Origin of the sequence: Gimesia sp., assembly GCF_040219335.1 — a bacterium.
GTDB lineage: Bacteria > Planctomycetota > Planctomycetia > Planctomycetales > Planctomycetaceae > Gimesia.
This window is the reverse complement of sequence record NZ_JAVJSQ010000015.1, coordinates 1-13,578: the sequence shown is the minus strand read 5'-3', so window position 1 is coordinate 13,578 and position 13,578 is coordinate 1. Positions and strand designations below refer to the sequence as shown.

At 52.1% G+C, this 13,578-nt stretch carries 7 protein-coding genes; 6 read left to right on the top strand and 1 reads right to left on the bottom strand.

Annotated features, from left to right (window positions below; genetic code table 11):
* The first annotated feature begins 92 nt into the window (after window positions 1-92).
* A complete protein-coding gene (locus RID21_RS12855) occupies window positions 93-1,241 on the top strand; it encodes a cysteine desulfurase family protein (protein WP_350189405.1) in 1,149 nt (382 codons plus the stop codon).
* A gap of 23 nt (window positions 1,242-1,264) precedes the next feature.
* Here RID21_RS12855 and RID21_RS12850 read toward each other — a convergent pair whose 3' ends face one another.
* Entirely contained in the window at window positions 1,265-1,537 is a 273-nt protein-coding gene (locus tag RID21_RS12850) for a hypothetical protein (RefSeq protein WP_350189403.1), read from the bottom strand.
* 1,304 nt (window positions 1,538-2,841) lie between these two features.
* On the opposite strand from RID21_RS12850, the gene RID21_RS12845 reads away from it, so the two are divergent.
* The 5 genes from RID21_RS12845 to RID21_RS12825 all read left to right on the top strand — a co-directional run bounded on the left by RID21_RS12845 (window position 2,842) and on the right by RID21_RS12825 (window position 13,345).
* Entirely contained in the window at window positions 2,842-4,653 is a 1,812-nt protein-coding gene (locus RID21_RS12845) for a flagellin N-terminal helical domain-containing protein (protein ID WP_350189401.1), read from the top strand.
* Between the two features lie 305 nt (window positions 4,654-4,958).
* Window positions 4,959-9,152 carry a tetratricopeptide repeat protein gene (locus RID21_RS12840; protein ID WP_350189399.1) on the top strand — a complete coding sequence of 1,398 codons (4,194 nt, stop codon included), beginning with the start codon at window positions 4,959-4,961 and terminating at the stop codon, window positions 9,150-9,152.
* Window positions 9,153-9,192: 40 nt separating this feature from the next.
* Entirely contained in the window at window positions 9,193-9,885 is a 693-nt protein-coding gene (locus RID21_RS12835) for a hypothetical protein (RefSeq protein ID WP_350189397.1), read from the top strand.
* A 216-nt stretch (window positions 9,886-10,101) separates the two neighbouring features.
* Entirely contained in the window at window positions 10,102-12,819 is a 2,718-nt protein-coding gene (fliD, locus tag RID21_RS12830; protein ID WP_350189395.1) for a flagellar filament capping protein FliD, read from the top strand.
* A 52-nt stretch (window positions 12,820-12,871) separates the two neighbouring features.
* On the top strand, window positions 12,872-13,345 hold the full coding sequence (locus RID21_RS12825) for a flagellar export chaperone FliS (RefSeq protein WP_350189393.1): 474 nt from the start codon (window positions 12,872-12,874) through the stop codon (window positions 13,343-13,345).
* Window positions 13,346-13,578: the final 233 nt, after the last annotated feature.

Here is a 13,578-nt window from a genome sequence, read left to right as displayed (position 1 = left end):
ATCAGCACGGCTTAACACCGCTAAGTAAAACAATACGAGAGTACGTCTCCATTTTTGCCTGATGTTACAGGTAACCTGAATACAGGCCCGTCATGTCGATTCCCGCTGCACAACGGATTTTTCTGGATAACAACTCGACCACACCACCGCTGGAAGAAGTCATTGACCTGGTAGCTACGGAATACCGGACTCACTATGCCAATCCAGGCAGTGCCCATGCAGACGGACGTCAGTCGCGACGCGTCCTGGAAGATGCCCGAGAACTGCTGGCCTCACTGGTGGGCGCTGATCCCCAGGAAGTTATCTTTACCAGCGGAGGCTCCGAATCGATTAACCTCGCGATCCAGGGTTTCCTCCCCGGGACGGCGGGTGAAATTGCACTCTCCGCGGGAGAGCATCCGGCGACCGTCAATACCATCCGCAGACTGGCGCCACGGGGTATCAGGCAGAGAGTCATCCCCCTGGAATCAGATGGTCGGATTGATGTCGCAGCTCTGGAAGAATTCGACTGGCAGCAGATTCAACTGGCGACACTGATTCTGGCTCATAATGAAACCGGCGTCATTCAGGATGTCGCTCCACTGGCAACGCTCTGCGAGAAATACCGGATTCCCCTGCACCTGGACGGCGTGCAGGCGATTGGAAAAATCCCGTTCCATTTCCACGGTTCCGGCGCGACCGCAGTCAGTCTGGCAGCTCACAAATTTCATGGGCCGCGAGGCGTGGGTGCACTGATCGTGAAAGAGAATGCACGATTACTCCCCCAGATCACCGGCGGTCATCAGGAACGAGGCAAGCGGGCGGGTACGGAACCTGTTGCCCTGGCCGCGGGGATGGCACGGGCACTGGAGTGTGCCATCCGCGATCACAGACAGCGATCAGAACAGATGGCCGCCCTTCGCGATCGCCTGCAACAGGGCCTCCAGGAACATTGCCCGCCGGTCGTGATCAATGGTTCGCTGGAGCACCGGTTACCGAACACATTGAATATTTCGTTCCCTGGACTGGACGGGGAGGCGCTGCTGATCTCCCTGGACCTGGCGGGCATTTCCTGTTCCCTGGGCAGTGCCTGTGCCAGCGGTTCCCGGGATCCCGCTCCGGTTCTGCTGGCGATGGGCTGTCCCGAGCCGGTCTATCAGTCTGCTCTCAGGCTGAGTCTCTCGTTCCTCAATACAAATGAGGAAATCGAGGAAGCAATCCGCCGGATCAGCAGGGTCGTGCACCAGCTTAGAAGTGAATAGGCACAGGGAACAGTGCCCCGGGGTTATTCCCCGGGATCGTCAAAAATGGTGAACTGGGGCATGGGCAGCTCAGATTCCGCCAGTTCTTGCAATTGGGCTTCAATGGTCTGAATGCGACTGGCAATCAGTTCGCGACGATGCATCCACTTCTGTTCCCAGGACTGGAACATGGATTTCAGATTTTCAGATTCAACTGCTGAGTCATGACGGGCTTTCTGAATTTTTACAAGTGATCCTCCTAATCGTGAATGGGCTTCCTTAACCTGCTGACTGATGTGTTGGGGACACAAAGGCATGCGATGCTGCTCCCTAAGGTATGCGATTTATGATTATGGTCTGCTGAGGATGATTTAATCCTGGCAAGCGAATGGACCGGTGCAGGTGAACTATGATTCTTCTTATTTATTCCATCAACCGTTGCGACATCGTCTGTCTGACTATTCAACCACCTGCGGTTGCGGATTCGCTTTTGGTAAGATATGAAAAATGGATCGTCATTGCCGATCAGCGATCTTGAGCAATAAGCAAAGACTTTTCGCATGAACTGTTTCAGTGATAGCGCGAACTAAGTTCATTTGTTACGACCTGTATTCATCAGAAGAACCAGCATTAACCCGTATAATCAATAACTCTGCGATAGCAGGCATAAAAAGTTGTCACCTTCGCCTTTGAACGTGATTCGTATTAACGCAAACGCACGCTGCCTGGAAACAGATTAATGATTCCTCTCTCGCCGTTAATAAATCACCAACGAACCACTGGCAATTGTTGCGATCAGTGCGACCAGTAAGTAAGTCAATCCGCGCTCCCTCAATTCGACATGTTGAATCGTCGAGACAACACCAACCAGAGTCGCTCCCGGCCCAGAGTTTTTCCTGGCAGCGCGCAGCGGATACTTCGTGGTGTTTCAAAACGACGACTTCTCCATCCGCTTTTAAAGGAGATCCACACGAGCCGGCAGCGTCTGTCACTCGCTGAATGACTGACTCTTTCTCCTCTCTGAAAGTCTATTCAGATCAAGCTGAGCGGAGTCAGTTTTCGAGCAGCCTGTCAAAATATGACGGTTAGTCCAACCCTGCCCGTTTCGCTGCCGAGGCAACGTCCTGTCAGGCAAAACGTAACGATCATGACGACTGGCTCGGTCTTTCTGTCGCTTCGCCTGTCATGATCACCATTTTCCTCTCTCACGTTACGGCAGGTGCAGCCGAACTTTTGATGAAGGATCGGATAACAGTTACAGGTCATCCCTTCCTGCATGGGAAAACGGAGAGATCGGTTTATTTTCAAAAAAACACCAGAGTCGCTTAATTTACCCAAAGTAACATTCCGATAGTTAAGGAGCGTGAATGCGCAGTTTCCCTCTGTACATTCATTGCATCATCTGAATCTGGAATGGTTTTGTTATGGAAAGATAAGCCACATCAGTTCGAGGCATCCTGTCACGACAGATGACATTGATCCACATTTCTCGGATATGACAGGAACGAAAACTAATGTTTGCGGGCGGTTTCAGCACTGCTCGAGAACCTGAATCATATAGTAGCTCTAACCTTGAAAACCCCTAGGGAGCTTTCATTACAAGTGAGAAAGGCTGTTTGCCATGACACGAATTAATACTAACGTAGCCGCGCTGAGAGGCTTACGTAGTTTGAATAAGTCTACCAACCTGCTGGACACCTCATTGACCCGTCTGTCCACCGGTTTGAAAATTAACTCTGGTAAAGATAACCCCTCCGGTTTGATTGCCAGTGAAACCCTGCGTTCACAGGTTTCCGCGATTGAACAATCCATCAAAAACTCAAACCGTGCCAGCAACGTGATTGCCACCGCTGACTCGGCTCTGGGCGAAGTCACCAACCTGCTGAACCAGGTTCGTGGTCTGGTTCAGGAAGGTTTGAACAAAGGCGCTCTGTCTCAGGACGAAATCGAAGCGAATCAGCTCCAGATCGATACAGCGTTATCAGCCATCAACCGTATTTCAGCGAACACCTCATTCGCTGGCGACAAGCTGATCGATGGAAGCAAAGCTTTCCGTACACAGGCTTCTGCCACCGATGCTGCCAAACTGTCTGACTACCAGGTCAACGAAGCCGTATTCGGAACCAGCAGCACCATCACACTGGATGCCACCGTTGTAACCGCTGCCACTCAGGCCAGCCTGGATTACAGTGCCGTTGACGGCGGTCTGGCCAGCGCAACCACCATCGAAGTGGGTGGTAAAAGCGGTAGCCAGGTGCTGTTCCTGGGTGCTTCCAGCTCACTGGATAACGTCAAAGACGCTGTGAACGGCGTGAGTGACATTACCGGTGTGACTGCAACGAAAACCAACAAGGTTGCCAGCAACCTGTCCTTCAACAACGCCAACGCGACGAACTCCGGTCTGACCTTCACCGATGCCCGGACTTCAGACAGTGTTCTCGGCGATACCGGACAGAATATCCGCGTTCAGTTTGTTGACCCGTCTTCCAACAGTGCTTCAGCCAACATCACATTCAATAATACCAACACTGATATTACGATTGTGGTCAGCCTGGCTACAAACGGTACTGGTACGATCACATCCAATGCAACATCGATCAAATCACTACTCGATGGTAACGCAGACGCTAATGCACTGATCTCCAGTGCCGCAGAAGGTGATGGTTCAGGTGTCGTCGAAGTGGAAGCTGCTGCTGCCCTGTCCGGCGGAACCAACGCTTACCTGACTTTCAGTGCCGATAACTACGGTGCTGATGAATTCGTCGATGTGAATGTACTCAACGGTAGCTTCGACACAGTGGACAATATCACCGACGGCAATGCCCTGAAACGGGCCATTGGCTCGGACATCGTGACTCGGATCAACGGGCAGGTTGCCCAGGGTTCCGGTCTGACTGCCAACATCCGTTCGCAGCAGCTCGATGCTTCGTTCTCATTTACCTCCACTGCCAACGTGGCTGACAATACGGCCAGCCTCACCATCACCGGTGGTGGTTCGCTGTTCCAGATCGGTCAGGACGTCTCTGCCGCTGGTCAGATTGGTATTGGAATCGAAGCGGTTAACACAGCCCGTCTGGGTGGTGTTTCCGGTAAGCTGTTTGAAATCGGTTCGGGCGGTGGTAAGAGCCTCCTGGACGTCGGTCCTTCTGTTCCCGGTTCCGACCTGGTGAACATCATCGAAGAATCGATCAACCGTGTATCGACTCTCCGTGGTCGTCTGGGTGCGGTTCAGAAAAACGTGATCGAAACCAACGTTTCATCACTGGGTGTGGCTCTGGAAAACATTTCCGAAGCCCGTAGTCAGATCGTGGATACCGACTTCGCTGTCGAAACCGCAAACATGACCAAAGCTCAGATTCTGAACCAGGCTGGTATTTCGGTTCTCTCGATTGCCAACCAGAACCCACAGCAGGTATTGAGTCTGCTCAGATAAGCCCTGAGTAAGTCGATTACCGACTGAAAACAATCTGATACGAAACAGAAAAGCACTATCCATCGCAAGGCGGATAGTGCTTTTCTCATTTACCCATCCTGCCTGATCTCCGATCAAATGCGGAGTGTTTTCCCCTGTTTCAGGCGGATTTGCTTCCGGTTCTAGAAACTGCTTATCTTGCCACCCGGCTTAGCCGATACAGACAGAATAACCGGAAAACTCAGCCTGCCCATCCAGATCAGGCTGCCAGTCTCAGCTCAGATTGAAAACCGTTTCAATCAGCTTCGTGATTGAAAGAAGATGTCATGCCTTCACCTCAGGAATTACTGACTACTGCAGTCAAGCAGCATCAGGCGGGGAATCTGCCTCTGGCAGAGCAACTCTACCGCGAAGTGCTGCAGCATGACCCGGGACAGGTCGACGCATTACACCTGCTGGGTGTGGTTTATCTGCATCTGCAACAGTTCGAGAAAGCCATCGATTTCATCACCCGAGCGATCTGCCAGAATGATGGAATCGGCTCATTCTTTTCCAACCGGGGCGCGGCCTGCAAAGGACTGGGCAGGTTGGACGACGCAATCAGAAACTACGAACGTGCGCGGGAGCTGGAACCAGAGAATGCCGCTTTTGTGTACAATCTGGCCATCACCCTGGCCCTGGCCGGAAAACAGGAACAGGCAATCCAGGCATACCGGCGTGCGCTGGAGCTCAAGCCCCTCTATCGGGAAGCATTGATCAACCTGGGCAATCTGCTTGCAGAAACGGATCAGCTCGAAGAAGCGATTTCAACCTGCCGCCAGGTCGTGGAACTGGCTCCGCAACTGCATCTCTCGCATTTCAATCTGGCGAACACCCTGGCGAAAGCAGAAGATCCAGAAGCAGAAGACGAATATCAGGTGGCTCTGGAACTCGCCCCCGGAAATCTGGATACGCTCAAAAACTATGCAGTCTTCCTCTCAGCACAAAATCGAAATGAGCAGGCGATTCAGATCCTGAGAGAAGCAGCAGCCTTACAGCGGGATTCCTGGGAGATCCTCAATAACCTGGGCATTCTGTACGCGGAACAGGAAAACTTCGAGAAGGCACTCTCCTGTTTTCGTGAAGCGCTGCGCCTCAACCCGGACAACATCGAGATCCAGTTCCATATCGGAAAAGCACTGGAAGAATCGAAGCAGATTCAGGATGCTATGATCGTGTACCGGGAAGTCCTCGGCAAACACCCAAACCACCCTGGTGCCGCTTTTCATCTCGGTTCACTGGTCGCTACGATCGGCGATCTCGACTATGCCTATGATATTTTCCAGAGTCTCTATCAAAGCGACCCCACCAATACAGCGTCTCTGTTCGGGATGGGCTCCGTCAGGATGCGACAGAACAAAATTGGTTCTGCCGTCGGTTACTTTGAATCACTGGTGGCCCTCGAACCCGAACACCTGCAGTCACGACTAAACCTGCTGGAACTCTATTCCCGACAGCTGCGGAACAGAGAACTGGAAAAACATGTTGCCGCCGGCCTGGAACACCATCCGGAAAACGCGGTGCTCTGGAACTACCAGGGACATGTCCAGAACCAGCAGCGGAAAGTCAAAAAAGCACTCAAGAGTTTCCTCAAAGCCGTCAAATATGACGACACCTATGTGCCGTCATACTGCAATCTGGCTACAGTCTACCAGACCATGGGTATGTTTGAGGAAGCCCGGGAGGCGCTGGAAAAGGCGTACGAACTCAATCAGCTCCCCGAATACAAGCTCGCCCTCGCAAGTCTGCTGCCCCCGATCCCCGCCTCTCTGGAAGCGATCCAGGAAGTACGGGAGTCGTTCGAAGAGCAGATCGAAACACTACATGTGGAGAATGTGTGCATCGACACTTCGATCAAACTCACACCTGGAACCTTCTACCTCGCGTACCAGGGATTCAATGATCGTCCGATTATCGAACGCATGGCAGAGCTGTACCAGATCAGGAACACTCTCAGCTGGTCCCCCGAAGAACCGACTGTCCACAGAGACGGACGCATCCGGATCGGATTCATTTCCAGCCTGTTCTACAATCACACTATTGGCTCTCTGATGAAAGGGATCATTCGCAATTTCGATCGGGAAAAATATCATGTGATCACGATCACTCCCACGAAATATACGGACGATACCGCAAAAGAAATCCGGAATGATTCGGATGAATATGTCTTTCTGGGAGTCGATCTGAGGCAGGCCAACCAGGTGCTGCAAAGCCTGGAACTGGATGTCCTCTTTTATGCCGACATCGGTATGGACCCGTTTATCTTCTCGCTGGCCACGACGCGGCATGCCCCCGTTCAATGCGTCACATGGGGGCATCCCATTACTACCGGCTTGAAAACAATCGATTACTTCATTTCCAGCGAACTGATTGAACCCGAAGACGCTGACGAACATTACACAGAGCAGCTGGTCCGGCTCAAAAGTCTGCCTTCTTACTATTATCGCCCCGGCCTGCCTGATGAAATCAAACCACGGGCTGCGTTCGGACTGTCCGATGACGATCACGTCTATGCCTGTCCGCAGACACTGTTTAAGATTCATCCGGAATTCGATCAGGTACTGGCCGGGATCCTGCGAAAAGATCCGCAGGCACGCATTGTGATGATTCGAGACCAGACCTCCCGGTGGAAGGATCTGCTCGTTGAACGGTTCCAGAAATCCTTCCCCGACGTGGTAGGCCGGATTCTCTTTCTGCGTGGCATGTCGACACCCGACTTTTTGAATCTGATTTATATTTCCGATGTCATGCTCGACCCGTTGCACTTCGGAGGCGGGAATACATCGTACCAGTCAATGGCAATCGGCACACCAATTGTGACACTGCCCTCCAGCTATATGCGAGGTCGCGTCACCCTGGCGATGTATAAGAAAATGGGACTCACGGACTGTATCGTCTCTTCGGTTGAAGAGTATATCGATCTGGCTTGCCGGATCGGTTCGGATGAATACTTCCGCGATCAACTCCGTCTCAAAATACTTGCTAAAAGTCAGCTTATTTTTGAAGACATCAGTGCGGTGCGGGAACTGGGAAGTTTTTTCGAGACCGCACTGCAAAACCACATTACAGATCGTTCAAACTCACATACTCTGACCTGTTCGGATACTGAAAAGGACCATGGCATGGATGCTGAATCACAGCCGTCAGAAAACTTAGATCGTTCTAACATTTACGATACGGCTATGCGAAACTATACCTGCCCGGCCTGCAGTTATCACATCGCAGTTCAGTTCTACGATGGTGGACTGCTGCCTTTAACCACACTGGCCTGGCCTCAAAGCACGGAAGAAGCACAGGCCATGGAACGCCTGCCGCATGATTTTATGCGGTGTGTGGACTGTGGCCATATCTCGAATGCGGCCTTCGATTATGCGAAGGTTCCCTACTCCGACAAACCCAACCTGATGTTCAACAAAGGGGCCATCTGGTCTGAGCACCTGCAGAAAGTCTGTGATCTGATCGCTGCCAGCCTCCCCGAGAACCCGACAGTAGTCGAAATCGGTTGCGGGGAAGGACACCTCATCCGTTCGCTGGCAAAGAAAATTCCTTCTGGAAAGTTCATTGGCTTCGATCCCAACGCGGAAATCGAAACCGAGGGGGGACTGATTGAAGCACGCACCATGCTGTTTGAACCCGGACAACATCTGGCTGAACTCCAGCCCGATCTGATTATCAGTCGGCATGTCTTCGAACACCTGATGAACCCTCTGGGCTTCGCTCAGGAAGTGGCCTTCGCCGCCAATGTCGCGGATTGTGCAACGCGTCTGTTTATCGAAGTTCCCTGTATCGACGGCGTTTTGGCAGCCGGTCGTACCGTGGACTTCTTCTACGAACACAATTCTCACTTCACTTCACAGTCACTGGAACGGTTGTTGACCCGTTGTGCCACTCATGTGGATCTGATCGAAACCAGCTACAATGGTGAAGTCATTTATGGTATGGCCAGTTTCGAACCACAGCAGCACCAGGTCGAACTGGCACGTCAGGCGATCGCCTTCCAGAAGAAGGCCCGACAGTCAGCTGCTCAACTGGCAGTTCAGTTCGAAGAGCTGGCCAATACCGGCAAACGGACTGCCATCTGGGGAGGGACCGGTAAAGCAGCCGCCTTTATCAACCAGCACCAGTTGGATATGCAACGTTTCCCTACCGTCATCGATTCCGACATGAATAAAGCTGGCACATTCGTGCCGGGCACGGGACAGGAAATTCACTTCCGCGACTGGTTACTGGATCATCCGGTCGATGTCATTCTGATCGCCACACAGTGGCGGGCCGCGGACATCGTTCTCGAAATTCAGCGTAATCAGATTCCCTGTGAGACGATTCTGATCGAGTATCAGGGACAACTGATCAACTATTTCGATGATAACCATCCCTACCGTCGTGAAGAAACCCGCGGTGGCTCACAGATTCCCCGCCCTCAGTTTCTCTCACAAAAAGAACGACGTCTCGACTCGATCGACGCAGATCAGAACCAGTAAGCAGGCATTTTCAAGACTCGCTCTGAAACAGGATTAGAACATGATTATCTTCAATTTCGGTATCCCCAACTCCGGTACGGACTGGTCACAGGCCGTCTTTAAAAAAATCTGGGAAAGCCAGAACCATACCTTCCGGGTTGAGGAACCTGCGTGTATCGAAGAATTGAATCAGATTATCGGTACGATGAATGTTCATGAGCGCATGATTCTCAAGTTTGATCTGTTAACAGAAGAGGCGATCCAGGCAGCACAACAGGGTGCTGTCCGTCCATTTTACCACTATCGTGATCCACGGGATGTGGTCAGCACTTCGATGCAGTTGCATCAGACTTCTTTTTCAGATGCCGTAGAAGCCACCGTTTCCGCGTACCAGGAAATCCACCATGCACTGCCCCTGCCGGGCATTATGGTCATCCCTTATGAACATATCGCAACTCATTCAGAAGCCCTGATCTTCCAGATGGCGACCCAACTGGGAGTTCTCTTAAAACTGGATGTTGTTGCCCGTATTGCGGAAGAAGTTCGCGAGCTGTCTGTACAACCAGCCTCATCTGAATCGGATGAACCGGTAGTGGGACAGACGGTCCGCATCGACCAGGAACATACCGCGGATACTTCGGTTGTACAACCACTGCAGATCGGGAAATGGCGCGATGAACTTTCTCAATCAGAACAGGCCATGGTAAACCGGTTCTTTAAACCTCTAGTAACACAGTTTGGTTACCCGGAATAGGCTGTGCTTTATTACATCACTTCAGCATTGTCAGCCAGTACAGCCGACACAACCCCTCAACTCAACCTGAGATCAAGTTCCACAGGCTGAGATAAAACAGGCCGACTCAAGCAGCAGGTTTTAACTAACCGATAAATATTGTGAGTCTGTAGTATCCCCTGCGCGGACAGATTTTGAAAATGACGAACCTCAGTAGAATCAGACAGATTTACTAACATGTCAGGCATCAGTTCCGGTGTCGGTCTGGCAACCGGATTAAATATCAATGAAATTGTAGATGCGATCATCGGCGTGCAGAAAAACGCGCTGGTGAAGTTGTCCAGCCGTGCGCAGGCGTTCGAAGCGACGGAAGGGGGCATCAAAACCCTCGAAGCCAACCTGCTGACTCTCAAGACCGCAACTCAGAAACTGAATCTGAAAAGCACCTTCGAAACCCTGAAGGCCACCAGCTCCGATACCCAGCAGTTCAGCGTCGCTGCCAACAGCACCGCCACCGCAGCCACTTACCAGCTACAGGGTCTGCAGACCGCCACTAACCACCAGGTCATATCCGATGGTTTCCCCGATACTGACACCACCCCCATCGGGACCGCGACCACGATTACAATTTCCAACGGCGGGGAACTGAATCAGTCCAGGTTACTGGAAGAACTCAACAACGGCGCGGGGGTGCAGCGCGGCAGCATTCGGATCACAGACCGTGACGGTCAGACCGAAATCGTTGATCTCTCCAAAACACTGACCATTGACGATGTCGTCAATCAGATCAACCAGTCAGCCACTTCGGTGGTTGCCAGCATCCAGAATGATCACCTGGTCATCAGCGATACCAGCTCGGGTTCGGGAACTCTGAAAATCAGTGAAGTGGCTGGCGGAAAAACAGCAGCCGACCTGGGAATTCTGAAATCTGTCGTTGGTCCCTCTTTTGACGGTGATTCTGTCTACCGCATCACCGAAGAATTCAAACTGTCACAAACCAACGACGGTAACGGTATCACAACTGTCAGCGGACTGGATGATTTTCAGATCCTCGCTTCTGATGGCAGTACCTTTGATATCAACCTGGATACAGCTCAGTCGGTCGGTGACGTGGTCGATCTGATCAATAATCATGCTTCCAACGGTGGTAATGTTACTGCAGCCGTCTCCAGTAGCGGACAACTGACCCTGACCGATAATACCGGCGGGGCAGGATCTTTCACCGTCAGTGCTCTGAATGGATCACTGGCGGCCCGGGAACTGGATATCGAAACGACGGGTACAGGCGGCGTCATCACGGGCACACTCAGCGGCGGGCTGAATTCAGTCCTGCTCAGAAATCTGAATGGGGGAGTCCAGTCCGGGGGACCGGTTTTAAATGCCGGGTCGGTATACATCGAAGATGGGGCGGGAGGAAATGCCACCATCGATTTCTCTTCCGCAAAAACGCTGAACGAGGTAATCGATCTCATCAATGGCAACGGCAGTATTCAGATTGAAGCCAGTCTGAATCAGGCGGGAACCGGTATTTCCATCAAGGATACTTCCGCCGCCTCGGGCACATCGATTGAAATTCAGGACGTGAGTGGCAACCTCGCGAGCACACTCAAAATCGACACGCTGCTGGCAGATAACAAACACACGGTCGACTCCGGCTCGCTCGACCTGCGATACGTCAATCAGAATACATCACTGGAAACCTACGGAAAAAACGGGACCGAGATCCCTTCGGGTAGTATCCGCATTATCGACCGTGATGGTACCAGCTTCGTAGTTGACCTGTCCGATACAGAGACCACTAAAACCATCGGCGATGTCCTCACGAAGATCAACGATGCCGCAGGGACCGCGGGCGCCCAGATCAATGCCCGCCTGAACGACACCGGCGACGGCTTCATCGTGGAAAGCACGGGAGGCAGCTCATTTGATGTAAAGATCGAAGAAGTTTCAGGAGGTTCGGTCGCAGCCAGCCTGGGTATTCTGGGTTCCGGAACTACCGGTGTTACCAGTCGACAGACCACGGAAATTTCCATCGAAGCAACCGACACCCTGGCAGACATCGCCGAGAAGTTCAATGCCTCTGGAGTGGCCTCCGCTACGATCATCGACGATGGAACCGCCTTTAATTCATCGCGGCTGTCGATCACATCTTCACGCAGTGGTACAGGCGGCGAGTTGATTCTGGAAAGCGACTATGATTTCGGGTTCTCGACCTCCGTCGAAGCCAAAGACGCGTTGATCCGTATCGGCAGTAACCCCCAGACATCCTTCCTGCTGACTTCATCAACCAACAGTTTCGATGATGCCATCACCGGACTGGAAATCGATCTGCTCTCGGTCGGAGACGCACCGTCCACAATCAATGTGGCCCGCGATACATCCGGTATCAAGACCACGATTAAAAGCTTTGTGAACTCCTACAACAGTTTTGTCGATGCGACTGATAGCCTGACAGGCTTTGATCCAGAGACAAACCAGCGCGGGGTTCTCAACGGGAACAGCCTGATCTTTAACATCACTTCCCGACTGGAAGGTCTGCTGACGAAAAAACTTTCCGTCAGCAACAACTCGATCAAGAGCCTGTCCGAGCTGGGGATCGTGTTCAACAGCAGCGGCAAACTGCAACTCAAAGAAAGCACGCTGGATCAGAAGCTGGCCGACGACCCCACTGCGATCACGGAATTCTTCCAGCAGGAAGATCATGGCTTTGCGGTGGTGATGGATGAAGTCATCACCTCAATGACTGACCCGTTCACCGGCACATTGAAAGCACAAACAGATTCTCTACAAGCTTCTGCCCTGTCTCTCAACACCCGGGTTGCGGAACTGAACGAGATTCTGGAAGCACGACGACAACGCCTGATCGAGCAGTTCACTCTGCAGGAAACGCTTGTGAATCAGTTGAACTCACAGCAAACCGCTTTGAACAGGCTTAATGCATCTTCCGATAAGTAATACGAATTTATAAAAACGACTGAAGTACAAAAGAACGAAGGGCCAACAGGAGATGAATGGAAATGACTACCTGGAGAATCAGGTTTTAACCGCGAAACCACACCAGCTGCATCTGATGGTGGTCGACGGCGCACTGCGTTTTGCTCGAAAAGCCCTGGAGGCCACAGAATTGAGACAGTTTGAACAGGCTCACTTTGCCCTGGACCGCAGTCGCGATCTGGTTGCTGAACTGATCGGGGGACTCGATTCCGGTCAACAACCCGAAATGATCGAACAGCTCAAGGCGTTGTTCGTGTTCGTGTACGAAAATCTGAATCATGCCGATGTGAAACAGGAAGCCAGCTATATCAATAACGCTATCAGAGTTCTGGAAATTCACCGGGAGTCCTGGTACGAACTGATGGAACGTCTCTTGGAAAGCACTCCCCAGGAGCCCCGTCAACCACAGTCGGGTCCGATCGTGCATCCTCCACATCAAATCGAGCAGTCAGCTCAGCCGCACCAGAGCCGCTCCTGGATTACCTGATCTCTACCGCGCATAAAAAAAGCACCCTGACCAGATTCGCTGATCAGGGTGCCTGAGGTGGAGACCTCCGCCTCGATGCATGCCTGCTTCCTGTTGAGGAAACATTATCTGTGAGCAGAACTGCTGTTCCGCGATCGCTTAATAGTAGTAGCCGTTTCCTTCGCTGCGGGGCGGACGATCACAGACGATGTCATTCTCGCCGTCACAGAAGTCCGCCTGATCGCGGAAACTGC

Coding starts and splice junctions, on each gene's coding strand:
- RID21_RS12855 (WP_350189405.1), top strand. CDS start 93: ATGTCGATTCCCGCTGCACAACGGATTTTTCTGGATAACAACTCGACC.
- RID21_RS12850 (WP_350189403.1), bottom strand. CDS start 1,537: ATGCCTTTGTGTCCCCAACACATCAGTCAGCAGGTTAAGGAAGCCCAT.
- RID21_RS12845 (WP_350189401.1), top strand. CDS start 2,842: ATGACACGAATTAATACTAACGTAGCCGCGCTGAGAGGCTTACGTAGT.
- RID21_RS12840 (WP_350189399.1), top strand. CDS start 4,959: ATGCCTTCACCTCAGGAATTACTGACTACTGCAGTCAAGCAGCATCAG.
- RID21_RS12835 (WP_350189397.1), top strand. CDS start 9,193: ATGATTATCTTCAATTTCGGTATCCCCAACTCCGGTACGGACTGGTCA.
- fliD (WP_350189395.1), top strand. CDS start 10,102: ATGTCAGGCATCAGTTCCGGTGTCGGTCTGGCAACCGGATTAAATATC.
- RID21_RS12825 (WP_350189393.1), top strand. CDS start 12,872: ATGAATGGAAATGACTACCTGGAGAATCAGGTTTTAACCGCGAAACCA.